This window comes from Bacillus sp. 05T21, assembly GCF_056396785.1.
On record NZ_JBFTMD010000005.1, the window covers coordinates 230937 to 247665 of the forward strand.

Consider the following 16729-nt stretch of genomic DNA (forward strand, 5'->3'; position numbering starts at 1 on the left):
AAAAAGGGGGGATAGATGTGGAGAAAGTAAAGGTAGCCATTATTGGATCAGGTAATATTGGCACGGATTTAATGTATAAATTAAGAAAAAGTGAAGTCATAGAGCTGAATGCCATGATTGGAATAGATTTGGAATCGGATGGTTTAAAGCGAGCAAAAGAAGCGGGATACGAGATTTTTGATAATGGAATACAAGCAATTATTGATAATCCAAATTTAGCCGATATTGTATTTGATGCAACTTCAGCTAAAGCACATAGTCACCATGCAAAAGTATTGGGGGAACTTGGGAAAATAATAATAGACTTAACACCTGCTGCATGTGGGCCGTTCGTTTGCCCTGCTATACAAAATAATAATTTTGTATATAAGAAAAACGTTAATATGATTACGTGCGGGGGACAAGCAACGATTCCAATTGTTTATGCTATTAATGAGGTAGCAAATGTTACATATGCAGAGATAGTTGCTACAATTTCAAGTTTAAGTGCAGGTCCAGGTACAAGGGCAAATATTGATGAGTTTACAATTACGACGAGGCGCGGAATTGAAGAAATTGGTGGGGCAGATCACGGGAAAGCACTCATTATATTAAACCCTGCGGAGCCTCCTATATTAATGAGAGATACAGTATATTGTGAAGTTAAGTATATGGATGAGACTTCTATCCAAGAAGCGATTCAAAAGATGGTTGAAGTAGTTAGGACGTATGTTCCAGGTTATTCTTTAAAACAAGAGCCGATGTTTGATGGGAATCGTGTAACTGTATTTTTAGAGGTTGAAGGAGCAGGAGATTATTTTCCCTCTTATGCCGGTAATTTAGATATTATGACAGCAGCGGCATTAAAAGTAGCTGAAGAATTCGCAGCGCAAATTATTTCAGAGAAGAAAAGAGGTGTAATGAATGAGGCGAAATAGTGAAATGCCAGTGAAAATAACGGAAGTTTGTTTACGTGATGGAAGCCATGTAATGAAACATCAATTTACAGAAGAACAAGTTCGATCTGTTACAAGGGCATTAGATGAGGCTGGTATGCATTATATCGAAGTGAGTCATGGAGATGGTTTAGGTGGTTCTACATTACAATATGGAAAGTCATTAGTTAACGAAATGAAGCTGATTGAAGCAGCGGTAGATGAGTGTAAGCAAGCTAAAGTAGCTGTTTTGTTAATTCCTGGTATTGGAACTATTCATGAATTAAAGCAAGCTGCAAATATTGGTGCGAAACTTGTTCGTGTAGCAACGCATGTAACAGAAGCTGATGTTTCAGCTCAGCATATTCAATTTGCGCGTGGGCTAGGTATGGAAGTGTGCGGTTTTTTAATGATGGCACATTCTGCACCGGTTGAAAAATTAGTAGAACAAGCAAAGCTTATGGAGGATTATGGTGCAGAAGCAATTTATGTAACTGATTCGGCTGGTTCTTTATTGCCCCACGAAGTACGTGAGCGTATTCGTGCATTACGTCAATCTTTAAATATAGAAATTGGTTTCCATGGCCATAATAACCTTTCTGTTGCAGTAGCGAATACAGTGGCGGCAATTGAAGAAGGTGCGACACGTATTGACGGAAGCGTGCGGTGTCTTGGAGCAGGAGCTGGAAATGCCCAAACAGAAGTATTGCTCACTGTTTTGGATCGTATGGGGTATAAGCTAGATATAGATTTATATAAGATGATGGATTTAGCTGAGGATATTGTTGCACCTTTATTGCCAGCGCCGCAAGAAATTCAAAAAGGAAGTCTTGTAATGGGATATGCTGGTGTATATTCTAGCTTTTTATTACATGCTGAAAGAGCGGCAAAGCATTTTGGTGTAGACGCTCGTGATATTTTAATAGAACTTGGGAAAAGAAAAGTAGTTGGAGGACAAGAGGATATGATTTTAGATGTCGCGGCAGAATTAGCAAAGATAAAAACGGGGGTGTAAAAGATGGCTTTAGTGAAAGGAGCAGATTTAGAAATTGTGGAGTATTTACTTCAAGCTGAAAAGGAAAGGAAAGAAGTAGTAAAAGTAACGGATAAGCACCCAGATTTAACAGTAGAGGATGCTTATAAATTACAAAAATGTTTAATTGAACAGAAAATGAACGAAGGTTCTAAAAGAGTTGGTGTGAAACTTGGGTTAACGAGTAAAGCAAAACAACAAATGATGGGTATTGATGAAGCGATATACGGATATTTGTTGGAAGATATGTTAGTGTTCGAATGGGAGCCATTGCAATACGAAACATTGATTCATCCAAAAGTAGAACCAGAGATTGCTTTTTTAATAGGTGAGGATTTACAGGGAACGAATGTGACAGCAGCTGATGTATTAAAGGCAGCAAAATATGTTGCGCCAGCTTTAGAGATTATTGATAGCAGGTATTTAAATTTTAAATTTACATTACCTGATGTAATAGCTGATAATTGTTCATCTTCAAAGTTTTTATTAGGAAGTAGATGGATGGATGCTAAAGAAATAGACTTAGCTAGTGTAGGGATGGTTATGTCGAAAAATGGTAAGATTGCTACAACTGGAACGGGGGCAGCAGTACTGGGACATCCAGCAGAGGCAATTGCTTGGGCGGTAAATAAACTTGGTTTACAAAATGAAGGATTTAAAAAGGGTGATATTGTATTAAGTGGGGCATTATCTGAAGCGATTGCATTTAAAGCAGGAGATTCCATAATTGCACAATTTGATGATTTAGGAAGTGTAGCGATGTTTTGTGAATAAATAGTAAAGAGAGAGATAAAAATGCCAATTATACAAATTCAAATAATAGAAGGTAGAAAGCAGAGCAAATTCAAAATCTAATATTTGATGTTACAGAGGCAGTTGCGAAAAACTTAGATGTAGATGTTGGACGGGTTCGTGTTTTAGTGAATGAAATCCCAAGTTCGCATTGGGGAGTTGGAGGAAAGTCAAAAGATTTTTTAAAAGAAAGTTAGTAATAAAAGCAATTTTCATTCTTTTATGAATGGGGATTGCTTTTATTGTTTTGGAATTTTTTGATAATATGTTAAAATTTAATCTTGGTTTTAAGGAGATAAGGGGGAATAAGAATGCAAATATTACTAATACGCCACGGAGAATCAGAAGCAGATATTTTAAATGTACATGAAGGTCGAGCTGACTTTGAATTAACAGAAAAGGGAAGACAGCAAGTACAAAGGCTTGTACAGAAAGTGAAAGCAGATTTCCCGCCAGATTTCATTTGGGCAAGCACATTAAGACGTGCTCGCGAAACTGGTGAAACATTAGCAGAAGGAATTGGGTGCCCAATTCAACTAGAAGAGGAATTAATGGAGTTCAATAATGGAGTGCAAGCAGGTTTATCATTTGAAGAGGCGAAAAAATATCCAGAGCCAAAGTTTCTTCATGATCGTTTTGAAAACGGGGAATCATTTATTGAATTTAGAATGAGAATAGAAGGAATCTTTTCTAAAATCGTGACAGAGAATACATATGACCGAATTGCAATTGTTGCACATGGTGGTGTAATGAATAGTATATTACGTGCATTTTTCAAAATGCCAATCTCAATGGACTATTACTTTAAAATAGGAGATACGGGAATAAGCTTAATTGAAATTGATGGTGAACAAAAAACGGTACATTTCATTAATGATACGAATCATTTGGACGGGATGTAAAGACCTATGTACAAAGTAGTGTTTTTTGATGTTGATGGTACTCTTTTAAGTGAGATTGACAGAAGTATGCACGAAAGTACAAAAGAAGCGATACAAAGATTAATAGATAAAGGAATACAAGTAGTTGTTACAACAGGGAGACCATATAGCTTATGCTCACAATTTGAGGAACTAGGCATAAATACGTTTATTTCTGCAAATGGTGCACATATAAAATGTGCTGATGAAGTTATACATAAATCGGTACTTTCAAGAGGAATTGTTCATGATATTTCAAATTTCGCTGAATTACATGGTCACAGTGTTTCTTATTTTACAGAGGAATTTGTAATGAATGGTATTGCCTCAAAAGACGAACGTGTAATACGAGCATTAAATGAAACGTTAAATTTAGAGCGGTATCCTGACAAAGTTAGAAACTTATCAGAAGAGATTTATTGTGTATGTCTGTATGCTGATGAAACAGAAGCTCAAAAATTCTTTGAAAGATATCCAGCACTTACGTTTGAACGTTTTCATGGTTACGTTATGAATGTGTTGGAAGATAGTAAAGTATCGAAGCTAACTGCAATTCAAAAGGTATTGGAACATCTGGAAATTTGTAAATCAGAAGCAATTGCTTTTGGTGACGGTGGAAATGATATTGAGATGTTACAGTATGTAGGACTAGGAATTGCGATGGAGAATGGTGGAGAAGAGTTAAAAACAAGAGCTGATTTCGTTACAAAGAAGGCGAGTGAAGGTGGTATTTTATTTGCCTTAAAAAAGTTTAATGTCGTCTAACATACCTTTATTGAAATAAAGGTATGTTAGGATCTTTAATGTGCTCACATAATAAAATATGAATTTGCCCGCGATGATGATAAAAATGTGCAACGATTTCAAGTAACCATTCGAATCGAGAGTAAGAAATACCCCAATAAGCAGTCATAATTTCCGCTAATTCTTCATTGGAATAGGATAAAAAAGTTTTAGAAAGTAAATCGTACCCTTGTATCATCGTTTGCTGTATTTGAGTAATTGTTTCTGGTGTTTGTTCTATATAAAAGGTATGTAAGTCTTTTTCCGTAATACCATTTAATATGAGTAAATCAGCATGGAAAATAAGGGAAAGATGTGTGCACATTTCAAATAATGACCGCTTTGATTCAATCGGCTTTATTTTCAAATCACTTTCAGTATATTGGTTCAGTATTTGAATGGAAGTATCGATAGCAATTTTAACTTGATTCAATGCAGATGGAACAAACATTGTAATTATTCTCACCTCCGTATATAATAGTTTCTTAAGGGTATTATATCATACTCAAAATTCCGAAAATTCTAGTAGTTTGACTAGCATAGTGAAAAGTATTATATTGTAAAAGGTCATATGAAACGTGAAATAGAATGGAATGTAATTATTGAGTTAGGAGTTAGACCAATGAGCTTGAAATATGGAAGAGATACAATTGTTGAAGTTGACTTAAATGCGGTAAAACATAATGTAAAAGAATTTAAAAAACGTGTGAATGATGAAAATATTGCAATGATGGCTGCTGTAAAAGCGAATGGGTATGGTCATGGGGCAGTTGAAGTTGCGAAATCGGCTATTGAAGCAGGAATAAACCAACTTGCAGTTGCATTTGTAGATGAAGCAATTGAATTAAGAGAAGCTGGAATCACTGTACCTATTTTAATTTTAGGATATACACCAGTAGCAGCTGTAGAAGATGTAATTCAATATGACGTTATGATGACTGTTTATAGAGTAGAAGATTTACAAGGTATAGATGAAGTTGCAAACCATCTTCAAAAGAAAGTGCGAATTCATGTGAAAATTGATACAGGAATGAGCCGTATTGGTTTACAGGAAGAAGAAGTTAAACCGTTTTTTGAAGAGTTAAAACGTATGCGATATGTAGAAGTAGTAGGGATGTTTACACATTACTCTACCGCTGATGAAATAGATAAAACTTATACAAATATACAAACAAGTTTGTTTGAGAAAGCTGTAAATACAGCGGAAGAATTAGGAATTCATTTTCCATATATTCATAGTTCAAACAGTGCAGGATCAATGGAACTTAGTAACACATTTCAAAATATGGTTCGTGTCGGTATTGGAATTTACGGTATGTATCCTTCAAGAGAAGTGGATCATACAGTTGCTTCCTTACAGCCAGCGTTGTCTTTAAAATCAAAAGTAGCTCATGTTAAACATGCGAAGAAAAATCGTGGTGTTAGCTATGGGAATACTTATGTAACAACGGGCGAAGAATGGATTGCAACTGTACCGATTGGTTATGCTGATGGTTATAATCGTCAGCTATCTAATAAAGGGCATGCACTAATAAACGGAGTACGAGTACCTGTAATTGGCCGTGTTTGTATGGATCAGCTTATGCTAGATGTTACAAATGCAATGCCAGTACAAGTAGGAGACGAAGTTGTATTCTACGGCAAACAAGGTGAAGAAGAGATTGCGGTGGAAGAAATAGCAGATATGTTAGGTACAATTAATTATGAAGTTACATGCATGTTGGATAGAAGAATTCCACGTGTTTATAAAAAAAATGATGAAACGACTGCGGTTGTAAATATATTAAGAAAAAAATAAGAAAAAACTGAATCGATATGATTCAGTTTTTTTATTTTTGACAAATGAAAAATGTTCTATTTATACCGTGTAGTTGTATATTGTTACATCCTACAGATTTTAAAGAGGTAATAATTTCGTCTCTAAAATAACATGCTTCCTCGATAGAAAAGTCACTCCTATTCCAACAATCTATAATAATCATACTTTGTCATAATTTCAAAACCACATTGTGTATATAGTTTTAAAGCATTGTTATTTTTCGTTTCGACGTCTAGTTCAATTGTTGAAACTCCTTCTGTAATAAGTGTATGTACCATATAACTAAGAATATCTTTACCATATCCTTTACCTTGATAAGAAGGATGAACGGCGAATCCTGATAGTGTAGTAGATTGCTCTTGCTCAGTAACTGTAATCGTTCCTATCACTTTTTCATCGATAAGAGCACTGTAAACTTGATGGGAAGATGAATTCATCATCTTTTGTAACCATGTGGATGTATTTGCTGCCGAATCTCCAAAAGCTTCACTAGCGATTTCTATAAGATCAGGAAGTAATTCAGAAGATGCAACGGTAAGATTAATATTATTTTTCAATGTTTTTTGTGCTTCGTTTGTTTTGAACTTCATACCGTATTCACTGTATAAATAAGGAAAGTTCATTTGTTTTGCAAATGATTTCCCTGAAATAGAGTCACCATTAATTATAAGAAGGGCTTCATCTGCCTCTCTTTTTTGTATTTCTTTCATTGCTGTTTGTAAAAGAGTAGTGCCTATATGTTGTTTCCTATAGTTCGGATGAACAAACCCTATTAACTCCAGTTTTGTTGGTCTCTCAAAGTCATACATACTTAATGCACCGATTAATTGAGTATCATCATAAAATAGAAAATCATTTACCACTTCTATATTACGGGCAGTTAAAAAGTTTATATGTAAATCTGACGAGTAATCAATTTGATCGTGTTGTCCGCAAATATGAGATAAATCTTTCATTTGCTGAATTTCGTTTTCTGTTAAAGATTTCTTTTGTTCAATATTCATTTCATAATCCCTCTCATTCGTATTTAAAAATAGGATGGATGACTTAGCCACTTGTCTAACTCCACACTGCCCTGAACAGATAATAACCGGTACAAATATCGATAGGGATGTCTACATTCTTCAAGACGAGGAATGGGCATAATGGTTTCGTAACCTTGTTTAAAAGCATGAGCCTCTTTTTCTGTAAATACATATTCTAATCCAATAAAATCAAACTCTCGAGGAGCAACCGCATAAGCTTCTGTATCTACTAAACCAGTAATAGATTGACCATCTGATAAAAACTGAGTAGGATCCATATCAATTAAAACAAGTGTAGATTCCTTCGGTGACGGCAAGGAAGAGAGCTGTGACTCAAAAGTATGGAATGCGTTTTGGATGCTCGCGTTATCGGAATAGAACTTATTTACAAGATCTTTACTGACTTTTAATATGTGAGACTTAAATTCTTCTAGTGGAATGTGGAAAGTATTTGATGGGTTTCCTATAAACTCTGCTTGAAACGAATGAATTTCTGCTAGTCCTTTTCCAAGGCTGAATAAAATAGAATCAGGTTGTCCGATAAATGATTGCAGCGTATTTCCGGTTAGTTTTCCGACGATTACATACTCTCGCTCATTTAAAACATGTTTTTGCAAAATAGTCGGGATGGGTAAGGTAGTATGCTTTTTCAATAATGCGTGTATTGTTTCTAAATGATGTACATGCCTTGGATCAATTCCAAAAAGATTTTTACATCCCCACCAAAAATCATTGTTGGGCTCTTCAGTCATTTTTGAGGAACGAACAATAACTTCTTCAGCTTCTGTTTTAACAAGAAACACGTCGCTTGCATGGTCTACATAGCCTGGGTGTAAAGTTTGAACAGATAAAATAGGTGAAGTGAATAGTTGTTGTAGCATGAAAGGTCCCCTTATTCTGTAAATTCTATAAATTCATTATATAACAGAATATGTACCAAGTGGATAATGATGGGGACAACATAGAACTTAAATAAATTTATGGTGAGAAATCAGTGTGAAAATTATATTTTTCTAGTTTTGTATGAATTATCAAAATAATGTTTCTGACGATAAATCTGTAAAAATGCCTGAATATAAATCCCGTATTTTTCAATAAATGAAAGGTTAAGCCTACTTTTATAAGAGTTATAATGTAGGTTATGAAAAATATTTCTCAATAATAAAATGAAGAGAAAAATATGAAGAAGTAGAATAGATTACTTAATAGTTTTAAATTAATTAATATGATTAACTATTAATTATATTAGATAGGAGAGAATATTATGGCAAATGTACTCGTAATAAATTTCCCTGGAGAAGGTCATATAAATCCGACTTTAGCTATTGTAAGTGAGTTAATTCGGCGAGGGGAAACAGTTGTTTCGTATTGTATTGAAGATTATAGAAAGAAGATTGAAGCAACAGGTGCAGAATGCCGAGTGTTTGAGAATTTCCTCTCTCAAATTAATATTATGGAACGAGTAAATGAAGGTGGGAGTCCTTTGACGATGCTATCTCATATGATTGAAGCATCAGAGCGTATTGTTACTCAAATTGTAGAAGAAACAAAAGGGGAAAAGTACGATTACTTGATATACGATAATCATTTTCCAGTAGGACGTATTATAGCGAATGTTTTAAAATTACCTAGCGTTTCTTCTTGTACAACGTTTGCTTTTAATCAGTACATTACTTTTAATGATGAACAAGAATCGAGACAAGTAGATGAAACTAATCCATTATATCAATCTTGTTTAGCGGGAATGGAAAAATGGAATAGGCAGTATGGAATGAAATGTATTAATATGTATGATATTATGAATCATCCTGGTGATATTACTATTGTATATACTTCAAAGGAATATCAGCCGCGTTCAGATGTATTCGATGAATCGTATAAGTTTGTTGGTCCATCAATTGCTACTCGAAAAGAAGTAGATAGCTTTCCTATGGAAGATTTAAAAGATAAACAATTGATTTTCATTTCTATGGGAACAGTTTTTAATGAACAACCTGAGTTATATGAAAAATGTTTTGAAGCGTTTAAAGATGTAGAAGCGACAGTCGTATTAGTTGTTGGTAAGAAGATAAATATAAGTCAATTTGAAAACATTCCGAATAACTTTAAGTTGTATAATTATGTGCCGCAATTAGAAGTATTACAGTACGCTGATGTATTCGTGACACACGGTGGTATGAATAGTTCGAGTGAAGCACTATATTACGGTGTCCCGTTAGTTGTAATTCCGGTAACAGGAGATCAGCCTTTAGTTGCGAAACGAGTGAGTGAAGTAGGAGCTGGAATAAGGCTTAATCGTAAAGAATTAACTTCTGAATTGTTACGTGAGACTGTAAAGAAAGTAATGTATGATGTAACGTTTAAGGAAAATAGTCGTAAAGTTGGAGAGTCACTTCGAAATGCTGGTGGGTATAATAGGGCAGTTGATGAAATATTTAAAATGAAAATGAATTCATACTTAAAACTTAAATAAATGTTTGGAGCACACTTACTGAAATACGTAAGTGTGTTTTTATAAATAAATTACATAAAAAATCACTATAAAGGTGAAACTTTTGTGTATATAAACTGATATCTTTGAATTAGTAGTAAAATTACGTTAAAATAATACTAAGAAAATATATATGTTTTGGGGGTAATGAATGAAAAGAGTATTTGAATACGTATTATTAACAATTGGATCGATTATTGTAGCGGGTTCATTAGAGCTTATTTTAGCACCTAATGGATTAGTAGATGGTGGGGTAACGGCCATTGCTATTATGGCAAATAAAGTTGCTGGATTACCGCTTTACGGAGTGTTTTTAGGACTTAATATTCCTATTTTGTTATTTACTGCAAAAGTAATGGGTAAGAAGTTCTTTATCCGTACGTCTTATGCAAATGTTGTTACAACACTCGGATTGATTTATTTAAAACCATTTCCAGCAATTACGACTTCAGAATTATTAATTGTACTTTATGGAGGAGTTCTATTTGGTGTTGGTGTTGGGATTGTTGTAAAAATGGGTGGAGCAATTGATGGGTCAGAAATGCTAGCTGTTTGGATGAACAAGCATTTTAAAGTACCAATTAGCACATTTTTACTTGCTGTAAATGCGGTTATTTTTGTATTTGTTGCTATTTTATTTTCAATTGAGCAAGCGATGTTCTCATTAGCTATTTTCTATATTGTTACGAAAATGATTGATTTCATATTAGATGGTATTAATCAAGGAAAGAGCGTTATGATTATTTCTGGGAAAAATAAAGAAATAGGCGATTTGCTTATGAAAGAATTGCAATTATCCGTTACGTATCTACATGGAGAAGGTGGTTTTTTAGGAGAGCACAAGAAAATCATTTATTGTATTACAAACCGTTTCATTTATCCAAAAATGAAAGATCTCGTTCTCTCTGTAGATCCAACCGCTATAATTGAAGCTTCCTATTCAACAGAAACAACTGGTGTTAAGCGTCCAGGAAGGACTGCTCGATCAGGAGACGTATCAGAAAAATAGTGTGTAAAATAACTCCACATAAGTATAACTTATGTGGAGTTATTTTACTTAGGGAACCAGGCTTCCTTTAGTAATTTGACTACAATTTCGATACTATCTTCGGGAATGCTGCCGAAACCGAGTAGTACATATGACGCCTCGCTTAAATTATGTACAGAATCATATGTAGAGAGTGGGTATAATTTGATTTGTTGTTTTGCAGCAGTATGAATCAGTTCTTGTTCGTTCATACCATTATGAACATGAAGTACGATATGCAGTCCAGACTGTTCGCCAAGTATTTGAACACGAGATCCCATTTCATTTTTGATAGATTTAACTAGTAATGTGTGCTTTCTTTTATATAACGTACGACTACGGTTCAAATGGCGCTCCCAATCACCATTGTGAATAAAGGTTGCAAAAGCGAGTTGCTGTATTGTGGAAACAGTTTGTTTAAACTTACCTTCCAGCTCTGTATAGATTTTTAATAGGTGAGTTGGTAAAACGATATACCCCATTCGTAAAGAAGGTAAGAAGGATTTCGAGAAAGTTCCCATATAAATAACGCGTTCATTTGAATCTAGTCCTTGTAAAGAGGGAATAGGTTTTCCTACATAACGAAATTCTCCGTCATAATCATCTTCAATAATATATCCTCCGCAATCATTGGCCCATTTTAATAATTCGAGCCTTCTAGATAATGGCATAATCATTCCAAGAGGAAATTGGTGTGATGGAGTGACGTATGCTACATTGGAACGTGATTCAAGTAAAGTTGAAATACGAATCCCTTTATCGTCTAATGAAATAGGGTGAACAGGAAGACCAGAACTTTGAATCATGGCAGTTATACGGTGAAATCCAGGGTTTTCGATTCCGTATTCCTTTTTTGAACCAAGCAGTTGAAGTAGTAGCCAAAGAAGAGGCTGCGTACCGGCTCCGATAATAATTTGATCAGGTGAAGAATGTACCCCGCGTGCATGGTATAAATATTTTGAAATATGCTCTCGTAGAACGAACTCACCTTGAGGATCTTCTTTAGCAAATAATTCATTTTCATACTGGAATAAAGTTTCTTGTAATGCTCTTTTCCAGTTTGTAATTGGAAAAGCTTTTTGATCAATAAGGCCTTGGCTACAATCATAGTCATATTGTTCATTTTTAATATTGTTAGCGCTGTTTGACGCAACGTGTTGTTTATTTTGAATGACATCAATATCAACTTCCGCAACAAAAATCCCGCGTTTCGGTTTACTTTCTACATAACCTTCAGCTAGTAATTGTTGATAAGCAGATTCAACAGTAATACGACTAACATTAAGTTGTATCGCTAAATTTCTATGAGAAGGAAGGCGTGTACCGGCAGGTAGTAATCCCTGAGAAATTTCTCGTTTCATATATTCGTAAATTTGTAAGTAAATTGGTGTTTTACTTTCTAATTGTAATGGGATAGTAAGATCCATTTTAAGAATTCTCCTTTAAAAACTGGCCATATAAAAAATAATCGAACTGTCACTTAAGTTAAGGGCAGTTACTTTTTATAATGATGATATAACATTTAGAAAATTTAATAAATAGTAAGGGGAGAATTATAATGAATATTAGAGAAGTAGTAACAGAAGCTGATTTACATGATGTATTCCCTGTATTACAGCAATTACGAACAAAAATTTCAAGAGAAGAAGCAAGTTCTTTATTTCAAAAAATGAAAGAAGAAAATTATAAACTACTTTCGTTACAGAATGAAGATGATGAAGTTGTTTGTCTTGCTGGTGTAGCAATTTGTACGAACTTTTATAATGAGAAACATGTTTTCGTATATGACCTTGTAACTGCGGAAGCTCACAGATCGAAAGGATATGGTAAAGTTCTTCTGTCATATGTAGAAAAATGGGGGAGAGAAAAAGGGTGCAGTTCTATCGTTCTTACATCAGCGTTTCCAAGAGTTGATGCCCATCGTTTTTATGAAAGAGAAGGCTATGATAAGGTAAGTTATTCTTTTTATAAAGAGTTATAATGTTAAGTAGGTTCCGTGTGTAAAAATATATGGAACCTATTTTCTTTTACAGATTTGAGCTAGGAACAGGTCTAGTAATATAATTTGTCGAATATTAGAAATTAACAAGGCGATATTGTATTTAGAGAATGTTAGGAGCGTTTATACTTGGAAAAAATAAAGAAATTATCTATACCAAATGATGTAAGAGTCATCATTATTTCTGATATTCATGGAGAATTAGATCTTTTTAAGGAACTACTACATAAAGTTAATTTTAAAGATGATGATTATTTAATTATAAATGGCGACCTTTGTGAGAAGGGGAACGATAGCATCGGCGTAGTAAACTACGTCATGGATTTAGTAGTTAGCAAGCCAAATGTTTATGTAGTTGAAGGGAATTGTGAAGTTGTAGTTGAAGCGCTTGTAAATGAAAATCCTGCGCTAATAAATTATTTATGTACGCGAAAAAATACAATTTTTAATGAATGGCTAGGGAAATTGAACATTACAGTTAATGAAGAAAGTGATATTCGTGAAGTGAAAAACATATTGATGAGCCATTTTTCAAAAGAAATAAAGTGGCTAACAGAATTGCCGACAGCGATTGAAACAGAAGATTATATCTTTGTACATGCTGGTCTTGAAGATAGAGAGAATTGGAGACAAACAGACAGGAAAAATGCAATTGCAATGCCAGAGTTTTTTAATAAGTCACATAGAGCGGATAAGTACGTAATTGTTGGACATTGGCCTGTTGTGAACTATTCCGAAGAGGCGCCGTCTAACAATCCAGTTATTGATAAGGAGAAAAAAATTATTGCGATTGATGGTGGTAATGCGATTAAAGAAGCAGGGCAATTAAACGCATTTATTATACAGAGGACAACTTTAGGTGATACGTTTTCTTATACATATGTAGATCATTTTCCACAGTATGAGGTATTGACAGATTTTAATGCGAATTCAGTAATGCAGGGCGGGGTTACATATCCGCATTATTACATAAAGCCTGTGGAGAGAATGAAAGGTTTTACCGTATGTAAACAACTAGGAACAAATGAATTACTTCATGTGAAAAACGAGTATATAAAGCAACTTGAATCAGGTGAGTATACAGTGAAAACGGATATTTCTTGTGCGCAAATCAGTATTAGAAAAGGGGATACAGTTTCTTTAATTGATGATAGCTGCATGGGATATGATTTAATTAAAAAAGATGGTGTAGAAGGCTGGATTGAGAAAGGAATTCTACTTGAGGTAGAAAAGAAGGGGAATACAATATTTAGCTAAAATAGGAGGGGTATAACCTCCTATTTTTTATTAACTATGCTACGAGTTCGTACTTCATCTAATTTTTTCCGAAGTTCCGTTTCTAGATTAAACTCGAAAAAATTGGCTAATTTACATAAATAATTCGTATTTTATAACAAAATTATACAATATAGAGTAGAGTTTTGTTTTGATTTTTCTGAAAAAATATTATAATTGTATATGAAATAAAGAGGAATGTAGGAGGAAATTATGCAAAACGTTATATTAAAGGGGAACAAAGTTACAATTCGTACAATAGAAGAATCAGATATAAAAACATTATGGAATCTCGTATTTAAAGAAGAGAATCCAGAATGGAAGAAATGGGATGCGCCATATTTCCCTTTCTCAATGCAAGAATACCCATCTTATAAAGAGAAGATGCAAGCTCGTTTAAAAGAAGAACCACTGTCAAATTTAATTATAGAAAATAACGGCCAAATTATAGGGACAGTCGGATTTTATTGGGAGCATAAACCGACGCGTTGGTTAGAAATGGGAATCGTAATTTATGACCCAGCATACTGGAATGGTGGATATGGTACAGAAGCATTAACATTATATAGGGACTTACTATTTGAAAATATGGAGATTGGTAGAGTAGGGCTTACAACTTGGTCTGGCAATGAAAGAATGATGAAAGTAGCAGAGAAAATAGGAATGAGCTTAGAAGGAAGAATGCGAAAATGCCGATATTATAACGGGACATACTATGATTCTATTCGAATGGGAATGATTCGTGAAGAATGGGAAGCGCTACGTGTAACAAAGGGGTGAGGAAGCATGTACGCTATCATTGCTACATTTGATTGTGTGTTTACTAATAAAGTTAGAGAATTGCAAAATGAATTAACGAATATAATTGAAACAAATGAACTAGCCGGAGTAGAACCACATATAACATTGGCTGATTATAAGGAGTTAGATGTTAATTTATATACGAAGAGATTAGAGGAGTTTGTAGCTTTTCAAGAGAACATCTCCACTGTAACTTTTCCTTCTGTTGGAACTTTTCCTACTAACGGAACTATCTTTCTAGCACCGACCATTACCGATGAATTATTAAGACTTCATCATTCTTATCATGATTATTTCAAAACTTTTCATGATAATTCGAATTCATATTACGTGCCAGGAAAATGGGTTCCGCATTGCACGATTTCTAATGGGTTAAATTCAAATCAATTTTTAAGTGTAATGGAATATATATATGGAAAATTTGATGTTACAATAGCTTCGATTGAGAAGTTAAAATTAATTAAGGTAAATTATGAAAATGGTTTTGCCATTTCTTCTAGTATATTAGCAGAATATAATTTAATGAGAATGGAGACATCGAGATGACATATGTAATTAGAGAAATGAAGCAAGAAGATATTCATGCTGTACAAAACGTAGCAAAAATAGCTTGGCATGATACTTACGAAGGAATTATTCCGAGAGAGATTCAAGATAGTTTTTTAGAGGAAGCATATTCTGATGAAAAAATGAAATATCGTCTTAAAAATACACATTTATTCGTTGCAGAAGAAGAGGGAGAAGTAATTGGATTTGCGAATTTTTCACCTGTTAGACTGCAAAATGAAGCAGAATTAGGTGCGATTTATTTGTTACCAGATCAGCAAGGAAAAGGGATAGGAAGTGCTTTATTACAAAAAGGAATTTCAGCATTAAACGGAATTCGAAAAATGTACATTCATGTAGAAGCAGCAAACGAAAAAGGAAAGCGCTTTTATGAAGCGAAGGGTTTTGCCGAATTAGAGCAATTTGAAGAAGATTTTGAAGGACATTTGATGCAGACAATAAGGATGGTTTTATACATATAGGGAGGAGCAGGAATGAAAATATTTGACTTTAGCGAAAAAATGGGAAAGCACATATCAGTATTTCAATCTAATTTCATAATGTCGAAAATGTTAAACCATCAAGGGAATATACATATCGGCGCTATGCATTTACAAGAGAATGGAATCATCGGATATCATGAAGCAGTTGTGTCGCAGCTGCTTCTTATTGTGGATGGTGAAGGATATGTATGCGGGGCAAATAAAGAAAAAGTGAAGATAGAAGCTGGACAAGCTGTGTTTTGGGAGAAGGGTGAGTTACATGAAACAAGTACGGAAAAAGGATTGATGGCAATTGTAATTGAGTCAGACGGTCTTGAAAATGGTATTTCAATGATGATTAGAGGGCAGGAGGGAGAAAGGAATGATTACAAAAGCGAATGAGAAAGAAACGGAAAAAATATTACATTATGCAGCTCAATCACTTTTCGAAGGAACGAGAGGGAATTGTCAGTTAAGTAAAGAAAAAGCGATTGAAATTACAAAGCCAATAATAGAAAAAGGGGCATATTATTTAGTCATTAAAGAAGAAAATAAAGTAATGGGATGGATATTAATAGGGGAAAATACAGACTATTTTTCTCGTGAAAAACTTGGATTTATATATGAGCTGTATGTGTTTTCAGAATATCGCGGGAGAGGATTATCGCGAGAATTGATGGAGGCTGGCATTAAGGAATTGAAGGAGAAGTATTCCGAAATTCGTTTGAACGTATTTGCTGGAAATTTTGCAAAAGAGATGTACGAAGAATTTGGGTTCATTGAAAGACAAGTAATTATGACTTTGAAGTGAGAAAATATTTC

Annotated in this window: 19 protein-coding genes and 2 pseudogenes; 16 read left to right on the forward strand and 5 right to left on the reverse strand. The window is 34.2% G+C overall.

Annotated features, from left to right (window positions below; translation table 11 throughout):
- Positions 1 to 17 precede the first annotated feature (17 nt).
- From AC1DKZ_RS13385 to AC1DKZ_RS13410, 6 genes and pseudogenes are all read left to right on the forward strand, one after another.
- Complete coding sequence (locus AC1DKZ_RS13385; RefSeq protein ID WP_476996419.1) at positions 18 to 917, forward strand: acetaldehyde dehydrogenase (acetylating); 900 nt, start codon at positions 18 to 20, stop codon at positions 915 to 917.
- On the forward strand, positions 904 to 1929 hold the full coding sequence (gene dmpG, locus AC1DKZ_RS13390; protein ID WP_431182101.1) for a 4-hydroxy-2-oxovalerate aldolase: 1026 nt from the start codon (positions 904 to 906) through the stop codon (positions 1927 to 1929). The genes AC1DKZ_RS13385 and dmpG overlap by 14 nt, the downstream gene beginning before the upstream one ends.
- A gap of 3 nt (positions 1930 to 1932) precedes the next feature.
- On the forward strand, positions 1933 to 2721 hold the full coding sequence (locus tag AC1DKZ_RS13395; RefSeq protein ID WP_431182102.1) for a 2-keto-4-pentenoate hydratase: 789 nt from the start codon (positions 1933 to 1935) through the stop codon (positions 2719 to 2721).
- A 21-nt stretch (positions 2722 to 2742) separates the two neighbouring features.
- Positions 2743 to 2936: pseudogene (locus AC1DKZ_RS13400) on the forward strand (4-oxalocrotonate tautomerase).
- 114 nt (positions 2937 to 3050) lie between these two features.
- Entirely contained in the window at positions 3051 to 3641 is a 591-nt protein-coding gene (locus AC1DKZ_RS13405; RefSeq protein WP_431182103.1) for a histidine phosphatase family protein, read from the forward strand.
- A gap of 6 nt (positions 3642 to 3647) precedes the next feature.
- On the forward strand, positions 3648 to 4424 hold the full coding sequence (locus AC1DKZ_RS13410; protein WP_431182104.1) for a Cof-type HAD-IIB family hydrolase: 777 nt from the start codon (positions 3648 to 3650) through the stop codon (positions 4422 to 4424).
- Between the two features lie 7 nt (positions 4425 to 4431).
- On the opposite strand, the gene AC1DKZ_RS13415 is transcribed toward AC1DKZ_RS13410, so the two are convergent.
- Positions 4432 to 4893: a DinB family protein gene (locus AC1DKZ_RS13415; RefSeq protein ID WP_431182192.1), complete on the reverse strand. Its 462-nt coding sequence runs from the start codon at positions 4891 to 4893 to the stop codon at positions 4432 to 4434.
- A 171-nt stretch (positions 4894 to 5064) separates the two neighbouring features.
- On the opposite strand from AC1DKZ_RS13415, the gene alr reads away from it, so the two are divergent.
- Positions 5065 to 6240: an alanine racemase gene (gene alr / locus AC1DKZ_RS13420; RefSeq protein WP_431182193.1), complete on the forward strand. Its 1176-nt coding sequence runs from the start codon at positions 5065 to 5067 to the stop codon at positions 6238 to 6240.
- Between the two features lie 31 nt (positions 6241 to 6271).
- Here alr and AC1DKZ_RS13425 read toward each other — a convergent pair.
- The 3 genes and pseudogenes from AC1DKZ_RS13425 to AC1DKZ_RS13435 form a co-directional block, all read right to left on the reverse strand.
- Positions 6272 to 6406: pseudogene (locus AC1DKZ_RS13425) on the reverse strand (class I SAM-dependent methyltransferase); the annotation flags it as partial.
- A complete protein-coding gene (locus tag AC1DKZ_RS13430) occupies positions 6399 to 7265 on the reverse strand; it encodes a GNAT family N-acetyltransferase (RefSeq protein WP_476996420.1) in 867 nt (288 codons plus the stop codon). The gene AC1DKZ_RS13430 and the pseudogene AC1DKZ_RS13425, both read right to left, overlap by 8 nt.
- Positions 7266 to 7288: 23 nt before the next feature.
- Positions 7289 to 8167, reverse strand: a complete 879-nt coding sequence (locus AC1DKZ_RS13435; RefSeq protein ID WP_476996421.1) for a phosphotransferase — start codon at positions 8165 to 8167, stop codon at positions 7289 to 7291.
- Between the two features lie 383 nt (positions 8168 to 8550).
- Between AC1DKZ_RS13435 and AC1DKZ_RS13440 the strand changes: the two genes are divergently transcribed.
- Together AC1DKZ_RS13440 and AC1DKZ_RS13445 are read left to right on the forward strand one after the other, a co-directional pair.
- A complete protein-coding gene (locus tag AC1DKZ_RS13440) occupies positions 8551 to 9759 on the forward strand; it encodes a macrolide family glycosyltransferase (protein WP_476996422.1) in 1209 nt (402 codons plus the stop codon).
- A 169-nt stretch (positions 9760 to 9928) separates the two neighbouring features.
- On the forward strand, positions 9929 to 10786 hold the full coding sequence (locus tag AC1DKZ_RS13445; RefSeq protein WP_016120087.1) for a YitT family protein: 858 nt from the start codon (positions 9929 to 9931) through the stop codon (positions 10784 to 10786).
- 44 nt (positions 10787 to 10830) lie between these two features.
- Here the strand turns inward: AC1DKZ_RS13445 and pdxR are convergent, their stop codons facing one another.
- Entirely contained in the window at positions 10831 to 12231 is a 1401-nt protein-coding gene (pdxR, locus tag AC1DKZ_RS13450) for a MocR-like pyridoxine biosynthesis transcription factor PdxR (RefSeq protein WP_476996423.1), read from the reverse strand.
- A 131-nt stretch (positions 12232 to 12362) separates the two neighbouring features.
- Here pdxR and AC1DKZ_RS13455 point away from each other — a divergent pair, with 131 nt between their 5' ends.
- From AC1DKZ_RS13455 to AC1DKZ_RS13485, 7 genes are all read left to right on the forward strand, one after another.
- Positions 12363 to 12785, forward strand: coding sequence for a GNAT family N-acetyltransferase (locus tag AC1DKZ_RS13455; protein WP_113938543.1), 423 nt, complete (start codon positions 12363 to 12365; stop codon positions 12783 to 12785).
- 147 nt (positions 12786 to 12932) lie between these two features.
- Positions 12933 to 14060: a metallophosphoesterase gene (locus tag AC1DKZ_RS13460; RefSeq protein WP_476996424.1), complete on the forward strand. Its 1128-nt coding sequence runs from the start codon at positions 12933 to 12935 to the stop codon at positions 14058 to 14060.
- Between the two features lie 231 nt (positions 14061 to 14291).
- Positions 14292 to 14858: a GNAT family N-acetyltransferase gene (locus tag AC1DKZ_RS13465; protein WP_427280274.1), complete on the forward strand. Its 567-nt coding sequence runs from the start codon at positions 14292 to 14294 to the stop codon at positions 14856 to 14858.
- Between the two features lie 6 nt (positions 14859 to 14864).
- Positions 14865 to 15425, forward strand: a complete 561-nt coding sequence (locus AC1DKZ_RS13470) for a 2'-5' RNA ligase family protein (protein ID WP_113938546.1) — start codon at positions 14865 to 14867, stop codon at positions 15423 to 15425.
- A complete protein-coding gene (locus AC1DKZ_RS13475; RefSeq protein WP_201051972.1) occupies positions 15422 to 15907 on the forward strand; it encodes a GNAT family N-acetyltransferase in 486 nt (161 codons plus the stop codon). Before AC1DKZ_RS13470 ends, AC1DKZ_RS13475 begins: the two co-directional genes overlap by 4 nt.
- A 12-nt stretch (positions 15908 to 15919) precedes the next feature.
- A complete protein-coding gene (locus AC1DKZ_RS13480; protein WP_476996425.1) occupies positions 15920 to 16309 on the forward strand; it encodes a cupin in 390 nt (129 codons plus the stop codon).
- On the forward strand, positions 16290 to 16718 hold the full coding sequence (locus AC1DKZ_RS13485) for a GNAT family N-acetyltransferase (RefSeq protein WP_002031496.1): 429 nt from the start codon (positions 16290 to 16292) through the stop codon (positions 16716 to 16718). Before AC1DKZ_RS13480 ends, AC1DKZ_RS13485 begins: the two co-directional genes overlap by 20 nt.
- Positions 16719 to 16729: the final 11 nt, after the last annotated feature.